At 60.8% G+C, this 15,603-nt stretch carries 18 protein-coding genes; 12 read left to right on the plus strand and 6 right to left on the minus strand.

The genetic code is table 11. The annotated features are described in order from the left end of the window. The first annotated feature begins 40 nt into the window (after window positions 1–40). From QZ190_RS00910 to ptsP, 5 genes are read left to right on the plus strand one after another with little or no spacing between them, the layout of a single operon-like run. Complete coding sequence (locus tag QZ190_RS00910; RefSeq protein ID WP_291912489.1) at window positions 41–589, plus strand: hypothetical protein; 549 nt, start codon at window positions 41–43, stop codon at window positions 587–589. Beyond that, complete coding sequence (locus QZ190_RS00915; RefSeq protein ID WP_291912491.1) at window positions 586–1,866, plus strand: MFS transporter; 1,281 nt, start codon at window positions 586–588, stop codon at window positions 1,864–1,866. The genes QZ190_RS00910 and QZ190_RS00915 overlap by 4 nt, the downstream gene beginning before the upstream one ends. Window positions 1,867–1,878: 12 nt before the next feature. Further along, entirely contained in the window at window positions 1,879–2,322 is a 444-nt protein-coding gene (locus tag QZ190_RS00920; protein ID WP_291912493.1) for a PTS sugar transporter subunit IIA, read from the plus strand. Next, window positions 2,291–2,560, plus strand: a complete 270-nt coding sequence (locus QZ190_RS00925; protein ID WP_291912495.1) for an HPr family phosphocarrier protein — start codon at window positions 2,291–2,293, stop codon at window positions 2,558–2,560. Before QZ190_RS00920 ends, QZ190_RS00925 begins: the two co-directional genes overlap by 32 nt. A gap of 3 nt (window positions 2,561–2,563) precedes the next feature. Further along, window positions 2,564–4,312, plus strand: a complete 1,749-nt coding sequence (ptsP, locus tag QZ190_RS00930) for a phosphoenolpyruvate--protein phosphotransferase (protein ID WP_291912497.1) — start codon at window positions 2,564–2,566, stop codon at window positions 4,310–4,312. A 42-nt stretch (window positions 4,313–4,354) separates the two neighbouring features. Here ptsP and yghU read toward each other — a convergent pair whose 3' ends face one another. After that, a complete protein-coding gene (gene yghU / locus QZ190_RS00935; protein ID WP_291912498.1) occupies window positions 4,355–5,239 on the minus strand; it encodes a glutathione-dependent disulfide-bond oxidoreductase in 885 nt (294 codons plus the stop codon). 184 nt (window positions 5,240–5,423) lie between these two features. On the opposite strand from yghU, the gene QZ190_RS00940 reads away from it, so the two are divergent. Next, window positions 5,424–7,316, plus strand: coding sequence for a tetratricopeptide repeat protein (locus QZ190_RS00940; protein ID WP_291912500.1), 1,893 nt, complete (start codon window positions 5,424–5,426; stop codon window positions 7,314–7,316). Window positions 7,317–7,442: 126 nt separating this feature from the next. Here the strand turns inward: QZ190_RS00940 and QZ190_RS00945 are convergent, their stop codons facing one another. From QZ190_RS00945 to QZ190_RS00965, 5 genes are all read right to left on the minus strand, one after another. Beyond that, window positions 7,443–8,168 (minus strand): CPBP family intramembrane glutamic endopeptidase, encoded by a 726-nt coding sequence (locus QZ190_RS00945; RefSeq protein WP_291912502.1) that lies wholly within the window; start codon window positions 8,166–8,168, stop codon window positions 7,443–7,445. A gap of 377 nt (window positions 8,169–8,545) precedes the next feature. Beyond that, complete coding sequence (gene lipA / locus QZ190_RS00950; RefSeq protein ID WP_291912504.1) at window positions 8,546–9,553, minus strand: lipoyl synthase; 1,008 nt, start codon at window positions 9,551–9,553, stop codon at window positions 8,546–8,548. 43 nt (window positions 9,554–9,596) lie between these two features. After that, window positions 9,597–10,259 (minus strand): lipoyl(octanoyl) transferase LipB, encoded by a 663-nt coding sequence (lipB, locus tag QZ190_RS00955; protein ID WP_291912506.1) that lies wholly within the window; start codon window positions 10,257–10,259, stop codon window positions 9,597–9,599. A 2-nt stretch (window positions 10,260–10,261) separates the two neighbouring features. Beyond that, window positions 10,262–10,561, minus strand: a complete 300-nt coding sequence (locus QZ190_RS00960) for a DUF493 family protein (protein WP_090142406.1) — start codon at window positions 10,559–10,561, stop codon at window positions 10,262–10,264. 25 nt (window positions 10,562–10,586) lie between these two features. Continuing rightward, on the minus strand, window positions 10,587–11,033 hold the full coding sequence (locus QZ190_RS00965; protein ID WP_291912509.1) for a CopD family protein: 447 nt from the start codon (window positions 11,031–11,033) through the stop codon (window positions 10,587–10,589). Between the two features lie 192 nt (window positions 11,034–11,225). Between QZ190_RS00965 and QZ190_RS00970 the strand changes: the two genes are divergently transcribed. The 6 genes from QZ190_RS00970 to atpA are packed head-to-tail and all read left to right on the plus strand — an operon-like array spanning window position 11,226 to window position 15,601. Next, window positions 11,226–11,744, plus strand: a complete 519-nt coding sequence (locus QZ190_RS00970) for an ATP synthase subunit I (RefSeq protein WP_291912511.1) — start codon at window positions 11,226–11,228, stop codon at window positions 11,742–11,744. Window positions 11,745–11,759: 15 nt separating this feature from the next. After that, a complete protein-coding gene (gene atpB / locus QZ190_RS00975; RefSeq protein ID WP_090142409.1) occupies window positions 11,760–12,638 on the plus strand; it encodes a F0F1 ATP synthase subunit A in 879 nt (292 codons plus the stop codon). Between the two features lie 56 nt (window positions 12,639–12,694). Then, the gene (gene atpE / locus QZ190_RS00980; RefSeq protein WP_019429175.1) at window positions 12,695–12,943 is read left to right on the plus strand and encodes a F0F1 ATP synthase subunit C; all 249 of its coding nucleotides are present in this window, start codon (window positions 12,695–12,697) and stop codon (window positions 12,941–12,943) included. 36 nt (window positions 12,944–12,979) lie between these two features. Beyond that, window positions 12,980–13,450: a F0F1 ATP synthase subunit B gene (locus QZ190_RS00985; RefSeq protein ID WP_291912524.1), complete on the plus strand. Its 471-nt coding sequence runs from the start codon at window positions 12,980–12,982 to the stop codon at window positions 13,448–13,450. A 22-nt stretch (window positions 13,451–13,472) separates the two neighbouring features. Beyond that, entirely contained in the window at window positions 13,473–14,003 is a 531-nt protein-coding gene (locus QZ190_RS00990; protein ID WP_090142411.1) for a F0F1 ATP synthase subunit delta, read from the plus strand. Between the two features lie 44 nt (window positions 14,004–14,047). Further along, complete coding sequence (gene atpA, locus QZ190_RS00995) at window positions 14,048–15,601, plus strand: F0F1 ATP synthase subunit alpha (protein ID WP_090142412.1); 1,554 nt, start codon at window positions 14,048–14,050, stop codon at window positions 15,599–15,601. The last annotated feature ends 2 nt before the right edge of the window (window positions 15,602–15,603 follow it).

Here is a 15,603-nt window from a genome sequence, read left to right on the forward strand (position 1 = left end):
GCCAAAACCCAATGTGGCCGCTGATCAGGATAATCACCCCATGCGAATCCATACTTCGGCCTTGGTGGCCAGCCTCTTCGGGGCCCTGACTTTGAGCGCTTGCAGCCCAGCCCAGAACTGGCGCAACGTGACTTTCGAGGGAACCGCCCTCAGAGCCCAATTGCCCTGCAAACCCGACCGTACCACCCGCAGCGTGCCTTTGGGCGGCGTGCCTGTGGACCTGCAGGTCGTGGGCTGCGAAAGCGGCACGGCCATGGTGGCGGTGATGAGTGCGCCCTTGCCTGCCGGCGATGATGCCAGCGCGGTGATGGTCGCCTGGCAAAAAGCCACCCTGGACAATGCCCGCGTGACCCAGCCCTTGGCGGCCGGGCAGCAGCAGGCTTGGCAGCGGCCGGGCCAGTTGCCCTTGGCGACGTCTGTGCGGGTGCAAGCCCAGGGCCAGCGGGCCAATGGCGAGCCGGTGAACATGGACGCCGTGTGGGGGGCGGTGGCCGAAGGTGAGCGGGTGAGGCTGGTCCATGCCGTGGTCTACGACCGCAAAATCCCGGCGGAATTGGCCAACACTTTGTTTGAAAGCATCCAGCCATGAGCGCCACCACCTTGAGCGACAACACTTTGGCGCATCCTGACCACTTGCCGCGCCGCATGGCGGTGGTGGTGTTTTTGGCCTTCGCGCTGGCCTACTTTTTCTCGGCTTTGGTGCGGGCGATTACCGCCACCTTGTCGCCCACCTTGACCACCGAATTCAGCCTGAGCGCGCAAGACCTCGGGCTGCTGGCAGGGGGATACTTCCTGGGCTTTTCGCTGACGCAGCTGCCCTTGGGGCGCTGGCTGGACCAGCATGGCCCGAAAAAAGTCATCCTGGCTTTTTTGAGTTTTGCGGTGCTCGGTTGCCTGGCCTTTTCCTGGGCCGACAGTTTTCATGGCCTGCTGGCCGCACGCGTGCTGTGCGGCATGGGCGTGAGCGCCTGCCTCATGGCACCGCTGACGGGCTACCGGCGCTGGTTTGATGCCAGCACCCAACTGCGCACCAACTCCTGGATGCTGATGACCGGCTCTTTGGGCATGCTGGCGGCCACCTTGCCGGTGCAGTGGCTCATGCCCATCTGGGGCTGGCGCGCTTTGTTTGTGATGCTGGGCGTGATGATCGCCATCGCCATGCTCTTGATCGCCCTGTTGGTGCCGGTGTGGAAAACGGCCACGCTGACGGCAGCTGCCGCGCAGACGCCGCCCGACGACGACGGCAGTTACCGCGAAATTTGGCGCAGCGCCTATTTTTGGCGCATGACGCCGATCGGGTTTTTCAGCTACGGCGGCATGGTGGCCATCCAGACTTTATGGGCGGGCCCCTGGATGACGCAGGTGGCGGGCTGGACAGCGGCCGAGGCCGCATCCGGCTTGTTCCTCATCAACTTGGCCATGTTGGTCACTTTTTGGGTGTGGGGCCTGATCACGCCGGGTCTGGCGCGCCGGGGCATTCCGGTCGAGCGGCTGATTGCCTGGGGCTTGCCTTTGAGCTTCGGGGTCATCGCGGCGCTGGTCTGGATGGGGCCGAGCGTGGGGGCTGGTGCTGCCGTGGGCGTGGCGCTGTTGTGTGTGACCAGCACCTTTGTGGCGCTGGCCCAGCCCGCTGTGGGCATGGCTTTCCCCTCGCACTTGGCCGGTCGTGCCTTGTCGGCCTACAACCTGGTGATTTTTGCGGGCATTTTTGTGGTGCAGTGGGGCATTGGCCTGCTGGTCGATGCCGGGCGCGGCCTGGGGTTGGCCAACACGCAGGCTTACCAAGTGGCCTTGGCCTGTTTTGGCCTGACTTCGGTCGCCTCGTGGGCTTTTTTCATGCTGAAAAAACCAGCGCAGAGCCGATAATCGGACCCCACCATGATCGGCATCCTCATCATCGCCCACGCGCCGCTGGCCACCGCCTTGCGCGAGTGCGCCCTGCACGTCTTTCCCGATTGCGCCAGCGGCGTGCTGGCGCTGGACGTGTTGCCCCATGACGCGCCCGAAGACAGCCTGGCCCGGGCGCGCCAAGCCATGGCCTCACTGGACACGACCGATGTGCTGCTGCTCAGTGACGTCTTTGGCGCCACGCCTTGCAACGTGGCCCAACAGCTGGGCGATGGGCTGCACACGCGCCTGGTGGCCGGGGCCAATTTGCCCATGCTGCTGCGCAGCGTGTGCTACCGCCACGAAAGCCTGGAAGCCTTGGCCGCACGCGCCCATGCAGGCGGCACTCAGGGCGTGATGCCCGTGGGCAGCACCGCCCCCCAAAACCAAACCGGACAGAGACATGCCCCAAGCCAACGTGACCATCAGCAATAAATTGGGCCTGCACGCCCGGGCTTCCGCCAAATTGACCAAATTGGCCGGCAGCTTTCCGTGCGAAGTCTGGATGAGCAAAGGCGAGCGCCGCATCAATGCCAAAAGCATCATGGGTGTGATGATGTTGGCGGCCGGTCTGGGCAGTGAGGTGATGGTGGAGACTCTGGGCGAGCGCGAGGAGGAGGCCCTGACGGCGCTGTTGGCCCTGATCAACGACAAGTTTGGCGAAGGCGAATAAGCCATGACCTTCAGTATCCATGGCTTGGCGGTGGCGCGTGGCATCGCCATCGGCCGTGCCGTTCTGGTGGCCTCCAGCCGCGTCGATGTGGCGCACTACTTTGTGAAGCCCGAACAGGTTGGCGCTGAAATCCAGCGCTTGCGCGTGGCCCGCGATGCGGTGGTCGACGAGCTGCAGCGCCTGCAAATAGATATGCCCAAGGACGCGCCGCACGAGCTGGCGGCCTTGCTGGACGTGCACCTGATGCTGCTGCAAGACGAAGAATTAACGTCTGGTGTGGTGCACTGGATCAAAACTCGCCTGTACAACGCAGAGTGGGCGCTGACCAGCCAGCTCGACATCATCGTGCGCCAGTTTGAGGAAATGGAAGACCCGTACCTGCGCGAACGCAAGGCCGACATGGAGCAAGTGGGCGAACGGGTGCTGCACTGCCTCAAGGGCACTGGGCCCTTGGTGACGCAAGCCAAGCGTCCACAGCGGCCTCAGCAAGAATTGCAATTGGGCGACACCGATGTGCCCTTGGTGCTGGTGGCGCACGACCTGTCGCCTGCCGACATGCTGCAGTTCAAACAAAGTGTGTTCACCGGCTTTGTGACCGATGTCGGCGGCAAGACCTCGCACACCGCCATCGTGGCGCGCAGTCTGGACATTCCGGCGGTGGTGGGCGCGCGCACTGCCAGCCAGCTGGTCAAGCAAGACGATTGGGTCATCATCGATGGCGATGCGGGCGTGGTCATTGTGGACCCCTCGCCCATCATCCTGGCCGATTACGGCTTCAAACAGCGCCAGGGCGACCTGGAGCGCGAGCGCCTGGCGCGCTTGCGCCACACCCCGTCTGTCACGCTCGACGGTCAAAAAATCGAGCTGCTGGCCAACATCGAAATGCCCGAAGACACCGCAGCTGCCCTCACGGCCGGTGCGGTCGGTGTGGGTTTGTTCCGCAGCGAATTCCTGTTCATGGGCCGCCAAGGCCATCTGCCAGACGAAGAAGAGCAGTACCAGGCCTACCGCCGTGCGGTGGATGGCATGAACGGTTTGCCCGTGACCATCCGCACCGTGGATGTGGGCGCCGACAAGCCACTCGATGAAAGCCGCCACGAAGCTTCACACCTGAACCCGGCCCTGGGTCTGCGTGCCATCCGATGGTGCTTGGCCGATCCGGCCATGTTCCTCACGCAGCTGCGCGCCATTTTGCGGGCAGCGGCGCACGGCCAGGTCCATTTGCTCATTCCCATGTTGGCGCATGGCAGCGAGATCCGTCAAACGCTGGCCCTGATCGCGCAGGCCCGCCACGAACTCGACCGCCGCGGCGTTGCCCATGGCCCGGTGCGTTTGGGCGCGATGATCGAGATCCCGGCGGCCGCTTTGTCTTTGCGCCTGTTCCTCAAGTACTTTGACTTCTTGTCCATTGGCACCAACGACCTGATCCAGTACACCTTGGCGATTGACCGGGCCGATGAATCGGTGGCCCACCTGTACGACCCGCTGCACCCAGCTGTGCTGCGCCTGATCGCCGACACGATTGCCGAGTGTCAGCGCCAGGGCAAGGGTGTGTCGGTGTGCGGCGAGATGGCGGGCGATGTGGCCATGACCCGTTTGCTGCTGGGGCTGGGTCTGCGCAGCTTTTCCATGCACCCCTCACAAATCCTGGCGGTCAAGCATCAGGTGCTGCGCTCGGACACCCGAAAACTGGCCCCCTGGGCCGCACAGGTGCTGGACAGCGAGGACCCGGCTGCCAGCCTGAACCCTTGAATGGGCTTCGCTCCACCGGTCAGGGCCTGCCCGGCGACGGCGTTACTCGGCTTTGAGTTTGTCTTGCGTGCGGGTGTCGAAATCGCTCGCGTCGTGGCGCTCGTGCAGCTGGGACTCGGGCGCGCCCATGACCCGGTTGACCATTCGACCGCGTTGCACGGCAGGGCGTTGCGCCAGTTCTTCGGCCCAGCGCTGCACATGGGTGTATTCCTGCACCTGCAAAAATTCACCGGACTCGTACAGCAGACCTTTGGCCAAAGCGCCATACCAGGGCCAGATGGTGATGTCGGCGATCGTGTAGTCGTCGCCTGCGATGAAGCGGTTTTCGGCCAAGCGGCGGTCCAACACATCCATCTCGCGCTTGACCTCCATGGCAAAGCGGTCGATTGCGTATTCGATCTTGACCGGCGCATAGGCAAAAAAGTGCCCGAAGCCGCCGCCCAAATAAGGGGCGCTGCCCATTTGCCAGAACAACCACGACAGGCATTCGGCGCGTCGGGCGGGGTCGGTGGGCACCAGAGCGCCAAATTTTTCGGCCAGATACAGCAAGATGGCGCCCGACTCGAACACCCGCACGGGCTGCTCGCCGCTGCAGTCCAGCAGCGCCGGGATCTTGGAGTTCGGGTTGACGCTGACAAAGCCGCTGCCAAATTGTTGACCGTCCTGAATGCGGATCAGCCACGCATCGTATTCCGCGCCTGCGTGCCCCAGGGCCAGCAACTCTTCGAGCATCACGGTGACTTTGACGCCATTGGGTGTGCCCAGCGAATACAGCTGCAGCGGGTGCTGGCCTCGCGGCAGTTCTTGTTCGTGCGTGGCCCCCGAGATGGGGCGGTTGATGTTGGCAAATCGCCCGCCATTGGCCTTGTTCCAGGTCCAGACTTTGGGGGGGGTGTAGGCGGTGGCGTCAGAGGTGGTGTCGGTCATGGGGGCTTTGAGGTGGTGGGCGTGAGCGCCTTGAGTGGGGCAAGTTTAGGGGAAAAGCCCGTTCCTCGCAGCGCTGGCACCGTACCCAAGCGGCGACTGATCTCAGGCGCCATGGTGCGGGCCGAGTGATCACTAAAATCCACCTTTTAAAAAGACCATTGTCGCGCAAGTCGCCTTTGCCCCCATGAAAAAACCACCCGCCAAAGGCCGACCAGCCAAGCCCTCGGGCATGCTGACCAAGCTCTTGGGGCAAGCCTCAGTGCCGATGTCCAAGCCCTCATCTGCCCCCACCCCCGCTGCATGCCAAGCCTGGCTGCAAGAGGCCGTGAACGACTACCAAAAAGGCGAATGGGCACAGGCCGAAAGCCGCACCGATGCCTTGTTGGCGCAAGCTGGCGTGCCGCTGGCCTACCGTTTGTCGGCTTTGAACCTGAAGGCCACCTTGGCGGCACGCACACATCGGCTGGCCTTGGCCGTAGAGCTTTACCAGGACCTGCTGCGCGAGCAACCCGGGCATGTGGAGGCGCTGGCCAATTTGGGCCTGAGTTTGCAAAAACTGCAGCGCCACGAGGAGGCCGTGGTGCACTTGCGCCAGGCGATTGCCCTGCGTCCGGGGCATGCCAACTCGCACCTGAATCTGGGCTTGACCTACCAATCGCTGGGCCGAACCCAAGAGGCCAAGGCGTCGTATGAGGCCGCGCTGGCGCTGGAGCCGGGTCATTTGCAGGCACACTTCAACCTGGCCAAATGGTGGCAAGACGCCTTTGACTTTGAAGAAGCCAGCCGCGCATACCAAGCCACGCTGGCGCTGGAGCCGCGCCACGCCGATTCATTGGCCAACCTGATCTTTGTGCAGCACTACCGTTACCCGCCCGACGAGGCCGCGCACCAGGCCTTGCTGCGCCGCTGCGCGCAGTTGTACCCGGCCGCGCCCGAGTGGCCGCGCCGACCGGCCCCGCCCCAAGCCTTGCGCGTGGGCCTGGTGTCGGCCGATTTGCACCAGCACCCGGTGGGCTACTTTTTGCGCGATGTGTTGCTGGCGCTGGCCAGCACCGCCGTGGCCTGCGGCGAGTTGCGCTTGCTGGCCTATGCCAATGCCCCGACATCTGACGAACTGACCGAGCGCATTCGGCCGGTTTTTGAGGCTTGGCACACGGTGGATTTGTGGACCGACGAGCGGCTGGCGGCGCAAATCCGCAGCGACGGCGTAGACATCCTGGTGGACCTGTCCGGGCGCACGGCGGGCAACCGCTTGCCGGTCTTTGCTGCCAAACCTGCACCGCTCCAGGTCAGTTGGTTGGGCTACTTTGCCAGCACCGGTCTGCCGCAAATGGACGCCATCCTGGCCGATCCGGTGTGCGTGCCCGAGGGCGAAGAGTCGATGTATGTGGAGCAAGTGGTTCGTCTGCCCCACACCCGTTTGTGCATGAGCCCGCCTGTCGCCGCACCCGAGCCGTCTGCGGCACCGGTCCTGAACAATGGCTTCATCACCTTCGGTTGTTACCAAACGCTGCCCAAGATCAACCCGGGTGTTTTGGCCGCTTGGGCGCACATTCTGGCCGCTTGCCCGCAGGCGCGTTTGCGTTTGCAGGCACCGCAGTTCAGCGACGCGGGGCAGCTGGCCCGCTTTGGCGAGCGCTTGCACGCGGCGGGCATCGACGTGGCGCGGGTGGACTTGTTGCCACCGGTCAGCCGCGCGCAGTACCTGGACAGCTACAGCCAGGTGGACATCCTGCTCGATACCTTTCCTTATCCTGGTGGCACCACCACCGCCGAAGCCTTGTGGATGGGCGTGCCGACCCTCACGCTGGCCATGCCCGGCATGCTGGGCAGGCAAGGCCAGGCCATGTTGAGCAATCTGGGCCTGCACGATTGGGTGACCCACAGCGAGGCCGACTACGTGGCGCAAGCGGTGGCTTGGGGCCAAGGGGGCGATCAGGTGGCCGAGCGCCTGCAAAGCCTGCGCCAGCAAGTGCGCAGCCAAGCGGCCAGCTCACCCCTGTTCGATGCCCCGCGTTTTGCCCGAGATTGGTGGACTGCGATGCAGGACCTGTGGCGGCAGAAGATGGTTGCTTGAAATCCGAGGGGCAGGCCAGTTTCCATCGGGGTCACTGGGGACTTCAAGAGGGGGTGAGGTCGTTATGCACTTCTCAGGCCAGTCGGCCCACGGTAAGCATGCCCGCTTCGTCTTTTTTGGTGAAGCTCATGGGGCTGGATGAGCCGATGGGTGTTTTGGGGCACGCCAAAGCATGATAACTGCAGCGCCGAGGCAGAACACAACGGCCAGGATCGAGTTTTCGATACCGAAGCTGCCGCCCGTCAGGATTTCTGGCCCCGACATTTGGGCTGTTACCAGACCGGTGGTCTGGATGCCAGAGGTGGGCAACCCATAAAGGCCGCTTTGACTGAAATTCCAGGCGAAGTGGATGCCGATGGCCAGCCAGAGTGTGCGTGTGAGCATGTAGGCAGCGCCAAGGAGCACGCCGGCTTCGAGCCCAATGGCCAGACTGGACCAGAGCGTGGCGCCAGGATTGACGATGTGCACCAGACCAAAAAGGACTCCGGATGCCAACAACGCGAACCAGCTGCCCAGCCATTCTTGGACCAGTCTGAAGATGAGTGCGCGAAAAATGATTTCTTCCAAGAAGGCCGGCACGAGGCCGACCATCAGTGAACCGGCCATGGCGTGCAGACCGTTGTAGGCCGTGATTTGGTAAAAACCTTGCCAGTAAAGCACGGCGACGGCGCTGCTCATCAGCAGCCAGCCGATCAGCAGGCCATAGAGTGTTTGGGGGACGGCCTGGTTCAAGGCCAATTCGCTGACGGGTCGTTTTTCAATGAGTCGGACAAACAGGGTGTAGCTCAAGATGCCACAGCACACCACGGCGGTGCCTCCAACCAATTCTCCCGCCCCCATCCATTCGAGCATGACAATTCTTGCGCCCATCGTCCCAAGTGATACGAAGACCATGCCCAAGACCAAACGGACAAGTGGGTGTTTCAGAAGGCGACAAGTGAGTGAATTTTCAGTAATGGTCGTCGATGATTTCATTCTTTGGAATTTTATTCCAGGGTGTTTGAATGCTTGTGAGAACCTTGATGAGTTCGGGAAAAACTTGTACTGAGGCCTTGCTCAGTTTTTTTCTGACACCATGGCATTCAAGGACGAAGCAGGCCGTTTAGCCTGTCACCTCGCCTTTTCTTCGGCAGCACCGCCTTCAGCGACTTCAAAGACCTGCAAAAAAGAGCCGCTTGAAAACCGAAGGCCCGTAGGCTGGCTCGCCTTGGTGCTTGGGCGCTGGTGGATCAGCGGGCCGGGGTGTTCAGGTGCGCCGAATGGGCCTGCTGGTCGGCGTGGTAGCTGGATCTGACCATCGCCCCCACTGCGGCGTGGCTGAACCCCATTTCGTAGGCCTTGGCCTCGAACATCTTGAAGGTGTCAGGGTGCACGTAGCGGCGCACGGGCAGGTGGCTGTTGCTGGGGGCGAGGTACTGGCCAATGGTGAGCATCTCGATGTTGTGCGCGCGCATGTCGCGCATGACCTCCAGAATTTCTTCGTCGGTTTCGCCCAGGCCGACCATCAGGCCACTTTTGGTGGGCACGTTCGGGAACAGGGCTTTGAATTTTTTCAGCAAGTTCAGCGAGAACTGGTAGTCCGAGCCGGGGCGTGCTTCTTTGTACAAGCGCGGCACGGTTTCCATGTTGTGGTTCATCACGTCAGGCGGTGCGGCCTTCAGGATTTCGAGGGCGCGATCGTCACGCCCCCGGAAGTCGGGCACCAACACTTCGATCTGGGTGGTGGGCGAGAGTTCGCGGGTTTTGCGAATGCATTCCACAAAGTGGCCCGCACCGCCGTCGCGCAGATCGTCGCGGTCCACGCTGGTGATGACCACATACTTCAGTTGAAGCTGTGCAATGGTCTTGGCCAGGTTGTCGGGCTCGTTCACATCCAGCGGGTCGGGCCGGCCGTGGCCCACGTCGCAAAACGGGCAGCGGCGCGTGCACTTGTCGCCCATGATCATGAAGGTGGCGGTGCCCTTGCCAAAGCATTCACCGATGTTGGGGCAGCTGGCCTCTTCGCACACCGTCACCAGTTTGTTGGCGCGCAGCACATCCTTGATTTCGTAAAAACGGGTGGTGGGCGATCCCGCTTTGACGCGGATCCATTCGGGCTTTTTGAGCACCTCGGCCTGCTCCACCTTGACCGGAATGCGCGAGAGTTTGGCGGCAGCCTTTTGCTTGGCCATGGGGTCGTAGTTTTCTACGCTTTGGACTTCGCGAACCACTTGGCGTTCGGTCGGGTTATTGCTCATCGGATTCTTTCGGTTGCCGTTTGGCGGCAGGTCAGGGGGCGTTTCACAGGCGGGCGGTGAGTTGGCCTGCCAGCACACGGGCAGCATCGTCCCAGGTGGTTTCAACACCGATTGTAAAAAGGTCCACGGTTTTCAGGCCGGCATAACCACAGGGGTTGATACGCTCAAAGGGTTGAAGGTCCATGGCCACGTTCAGGGCCGCGCCGTGGTAGGTGCAGTGGCGGCTGACTTTGATGCCCAAGGCGCTGATCTTGCCCAGGCCCTTGAAGGGGTCGCCCGCCGGGGCTGGGCCGACCAAGGCCGCGTGGCTGAAGGGGTCGTCCATGCGCACATAGATGCCTGGCGCACCCGCCACCCGGTGGCCCGTCACGCCAAAGTGCGCCAGGGTGCGGATGACCGACTCTTCCAGCTTGAAGACGTATTCCTTGACGTAGTACCCGGCGCGCTGCAGGTTGACCAAGGGGTAGGCCATGACTTGGCCGGGGCCATGAAAAGTGACCTGTCCGCCCCGGTTGGTTTGCACCACCGGAATGTCGCCTGGCATCAAGAGGTGCGAGGCTTGGCCCGCCAGTCCTTGGGTGAACACAGGCGGGTGTTCGCACAGCCAAAGTTCATCGGACGTGTCCGGGGTGCGGTTGGCCGTGAAGGCCTGCATGGCTTCGTAGGTTGGCAAGTAGTCCACTTGCCCAAGAAGCCGGATGTCCATGCTCAAAGCACGATTTTGACCATGGGGTGCGAGGTCAGGGCGCGGTAGAGGTCGTCGAGTTGTTCGCGGCTGGTGGCCGTGATGCTGAGCGTCACGCCCAGGTAGTTGCCGCCTTTGCTGGGGCGCAGCTCGATGGTGGCGGGGTCAAAGCCAGGGTCGAACTGCAGGGCGACCTGGCACATGGCTTCGGCAAAGCCGTCGACCATGGCGCCCATGACCTTGATCGGGAAGATCGAGGGGTACTCGATCAGGGTGTCTTTGCGCGGGTCGATGCCTGCCGGTGGTGTGATGGAAGCGCTCATGAAATAGTCCCTTAGGCCCGCTAGCTTAACGCCAGACGATGACCGCCAAAACCGCCAGCCAGCCCAAAGCAAAATTGGTCAGCACCAAGGGGTGAATTTGCCCCAAAGCCTTACCCGCTGCAGGCCAATCCGAATTCGCCACGGCGGCTTTGAGGCGGCGAAAGGGCGCAAACCAGATGTGCGCAAAAATCAGGCACATCAGCAGCCCCAGGCCCGACATGGCGTGCCAGCCTTTGGGGGCGAGCTTCATGTCGGACATCGACAGCATCCAGAAACCTGTGGCCAAAATCAGGGCAATCGAGATCCAGACCATGGCGAAAAATCGGGTCAGGACGCCCGACATCAGGGCGAGGCGCTCGGGAGGGGCCATCCGGGCGATGGCCACTGGGCGCAGCGCCAGAATGACCAGGGCCATGCCGCCCAGCCAGACGATGCCCGCTGCCAGATGAAAAAATTTAAACCATTCGTACATATATCAACCGATCTTCAACTTGAAAAGCAGAGCTCAAAACAGCTTTTTTGGCCATTGTCGCTGCTGGTATTGGGCGTGTTGGGCCAAGGGCAATTAGATCTGGATCAAAAAAAGTGGGAACGCACGGGTTTCTACGTATAATCAGAGGCTTTGCAGTGTTCGGCGTGTACGCAACTACCGGTGTAATTTGAGATGACCAAAATCGCCTCATCCCTGAAAACGGGTACACCCAGCGATACGCCAGATGCCGCAGATGAAGGCCTCGAGCCCGAATTCAAGCCCCTGAGCGCCGAAGAGGCGCAGGCCTGGCGACAACACAACCCTCAGGCTTCGCCTTGGCGCGTGCTGCTCTTGCAGGTGGGGGTGGGTGCTTTGCTGGCGATCATGACGGGGCTGTTTACGGGCGAGTGGAAGCTTGCCGTGTCGTCAGCCTGGGGTTCGGTGGCGGTGGTGGTTCCTGCCGTGGTGTTTGTACGGGCCTTGAGCCGACAAATGCGGCGCACCCAGCCGGGCTCTGCTTTGATGGGCTTGATGGTGTGGGAGTTGGTCAAGATTGTCTTGACCGTGGCGTTGCTTTTGGTGGCGCCCAAAGTGATTTCTGATCTGAGCTGGCTTGCCTTGGTGGCCGGTTTCGTGGTGACGATGAAGGTGTACTGGCTGGCCATGGCGCTGGGCTGGATGCAACGCAAATCGAAACCGACCCTTTTTTGAACTGATTGGTGATTTATGGCTGCTGAAAACGCTGGCGCGCACGCCCCAACGGCTGGAGAGTACATCCAGCATCACTTGCAACACCTGCAAATGAACTTTTCATTTGAAGGCGTCAAGCAAACGAGCATCGTTGACTTCAGTTTGTTCAACCTTGACTCGGTCTTTTATTCGATCGTTCTGGGTGTGATCGGTTGTTTCGTGTTGTGGGCCGGTGCCCGCAAAGCCACTTCTGGCGTGCCCGGCCGCTTCCAAGCAGCGGTTGAGATCCTGTCCGAAATGGTGGAAAACCAGGCCAAAGGCGTGATCCACAACGCCAAAAGCCGCAAACTCATCTCTCCATTGGCCTTGACCGTCTTCGTCTGGATCTTCCTGATGAACGCGATGGACATGTTGCCTGTCGACCTGATTCCTGCCGCTTGGCATGCCGCGGGTCCAGCTTTGGGCTTCAAGGATTACATGCGCGTGGTGCCCACAGCCGACTTGTCCACCACATTGGGCCTGTCTTGCTCTGTGCTTTTCATTTGCTTGGTCTACAACATCAAGATCAAAGGCTTGGGTGGCTGGGCGCACGAACTGATTGCTGCACCATTCGGTGACCACTGGGCCCTGTGGCCAGTCAACTTCCTGATGCAGATGATTGAATATTTGGCCAAAACGGTCTCGCACGGTATGCGACTGTTTGGCAACATGTTTGCGGGTGAGTTGGTGTTCATGTTGATTGCCCTCATGGGTGGCGGCTGGGCATTGTCTGCAACTGGCGTGGGTTTGGCCATCGGTCACATCCTTGCCGGCACAGTGTGGACTCTGTTCCACATCCTGGTCATCACCTTGCAAGCCTTCATCTTTATGATGTTGACGCTGATCTACACAGGTCAAGCGCACGACGCACATTGATGACTCTTTTTCCCTCGTTTCTTGTTTCTTTTTCCTCTCACTTTTAGGAGCTTCTCATGGAAAACATTCTCGGCCTGGTGGCATTGGCATGCGGTTTGATCGTTGGTCTGGGCGCTATCGGTGCCTCCATCGGTATCGCTTTGATGGGCGGTAAATTCCTCGAGTCTTCGGCTCGTCAACCTGAGTTGATGAACGAACTGCAAACCAAGATGTTCATCTTGGCTGGTCTGATCGACGCTGCGTTCTTGATTGGTGTGGCCATCGCTTTGCTGTTCGCGTTCGCCAACCCCTTCGTTCTGAAGTAATCCACGTACCTCTTCCATCAGAAGAAGGACACAACCGTGAACATTAACGCTACTCTGTTCATTCAGATGATCGTTTTTGCGATTCTGGTGTGGTTCACGATGAAATTCGTGTGGCCCCCGATCACAAAAGCGCTTGACGAACGGGCACAGAAAATCGCTGACGGCCTCGCTGCCGCCGACAAAGCCAAAGCCGAACTCTCGAGCGCCAATGCGCGTGTTGAGTCCGAGTTGGCCAAGTCGCGCAACGAGACGGCTTCGCGCTTGGCTGACGCCGAGCGCCGTGCAAATGGCATCGTTGACGAAGCCAAAGCACGTGCCACCGAAGAAGGCAACAAGATCATCGCCGCTGCCAAGGCCGAAGCCGAGCAGCAATCAGTCAAGGCTCGTGAAGCTCTGCGTGAGCAAGTCGCTGCCCTGGCTGTCAAAGGCGCCGAGCAGATTCTCCGCAAGGAAGTCAATGCCGGTGTCCACGCTGATCTGCTGAGCCGCCTCAAGACCGAGCTGTAAGAAGCTCCAGCCAGAGAAGACCATGGCAGAACTTGCTACCATCGCCCGCCCTTATGCCGAAGCGCTGTTCAAGGCGCAGGCATCCGATCTTGCTGGCACGGCCGCTTGGCTGGATGAACTTGCTGTCGTTGCCGACAATGCGCAACTGCAGCAGTTCATCGACAGCCCCAAAGTGTCCGACGAGCAGGCGTTTGACCTGATCTCCGGTGTGGTGCGCACAGCACTGCCCGAGGCTGGCAAGAACTTCCTGCGCCTGGTGATCGAAAACCGCCGTCTCAGTGCGCTGCCTGTGGTTGCACAGCAGTACCGAGCCCTCATGAATGCACAAGGTGGCACCGCTGACGCGGTGGTCTACAGCGCATTCCCCATCGACGCATCGGCTTTGGCCGACTTGTCGTCCACGCTCGAAAAACGCTTTGCGCGCAAGCTCAATGTGAGCGTCGAGCTCGATGCTGCCTTGATCGGCGGCATCCGTGTGGTGGTGGGCGACGAGGTACTCGATACCTCGGTCAAGGCCCGACTGGAACAAATGAAATCGGCCCTCACCGCTTGATGCGGATGGAGACCGGACATATTTAAAGAAAGAAGGAAAGAGTCATGCAACTCAATCCCGCAGAAATTTCTGAACTGATCAAGAGCCGCATTGAAGGGCTGTCCGCCAGCGCCGATATCCGCAACCAAGGCACCGTGGTGTCCGTGACCGACGGTATCGTTCGCGTGCACGGCCTGTCCGATGTGATGCAGGGCGAAATGCTCGAATTCCCAGCCACTGCTGATGGTGCTGCCACCTACGGTTTGGCCCTGAACCTCGAGCGTGACTCGGTGGGCGCCGTGATCTTGGGCGAGTACGAGCACATCTCCGAAGGCGACACGGTCAAGTGCACCGGACGTATTCTGGAAGTGCCCGTCGGCCCCGAACTGATTGGCCGTGTGGTGAACGCATTGGGTCAGCCGATCGACGGCAAAGGCCCGATCAACGCCAAGATGACCGACGTGATCGAAAAAGTCGCCCCTGGCGTGATCGCACGTAAGTCGGTTGACCAGCCGATGCAAACCGGCCTGAAGTCGATCGACTCCATGGTGCCAGTGGGCCGTGGTCAGCGCGAATTGATCATTGGTGACCGTCAGACCGGCAAGACTGCCGTCGCGATCGACGCCATCATCAACCAGAAGGGTCAGAACATGACCTGCGTTTATGTCGCGATTGGCCAAAAAGCCTCGTCGATCAAGAACGTGGTGCGCGCTTTGGAACAAGCTGGCGCAATGGAATACACCATCGTGGTGGCTGCTTCTGCCTCTGAATCTGCCGCGATGCAGTACGTGTCTGCCTACTCCGGCTGCACCATGGGCGAATACTTCCGTGACCGTGGCGAAGACGCTTTGATCGTGTATGACGATCTGTCCAAGCAAGCCGTGGCTTACCGCCAAGTGTCGCTGCTCTTGCGCCGCCCACCAGGCCGCGAAGCCTACCCTGGCGACGTGTTCTATTTGCACAGCCGTCTGCTCGAGCGCGCAGCCCGCGTGAACGCCGACTACGTCGAAGCTTTCACCAAAGGCGCCGTCAAAGGCAAAACAGGTTCCTTGACGGCACTGCCCATCATCGAAACCCAAGCCGGTGACGTGTCCGCTTTCGTGCCTACCAACGTGATTTCTATCACCGACGGTCAGATTTTCCTGGAAACCAGCCTGTTCAACGCCGGTATCCGCCCTGCGATCAACGCCGGTGTTTCGGTGTCTCGCGTGGGTAGCTCGGCCCAGACCAAGATCATCAAAGGCCAGTCCGGCGGTATCCGTACCGACTTGGCCCAGTACCGTGAACTGGCTGCGTTTGCGCAGTTCGCTTCCGATCTGGACGAGTCCACACGCAAGCAGCTTGACCGTGGTGCCCGCGTGACCGAATTGCTCAAGCAAGCCCAGTACAGCCCGCTGTCCATCAGCCTGATGGGAGCCAGCCTGTTTGCGGTGAACAAGGGTTACATGGACGACATCGATGTCAAGAAAGTCCTGGCCTTCGAGCACGGCTTGCACGCTTACCTGAAGGACTCGTGCGCCGCATTGCTGGCCAAGATCGAAAGCTCCAAAGCACTGGACAAAGAGGCTGAAGCCGAATTGAACACCGCCGTGGCCGCTTTCAAGAAAAGCTTTGCTTAATT

Source organism: Limnohabitans sp. (assembly GCF_017848645.1).
In the GTDB taxonomy this organism is placed as follows: Bacteria; Pseudomonadota; Gammaproteobacteria; order Burkholderiales; family Burkholderiaceae_C; genus Limnohabitans_A.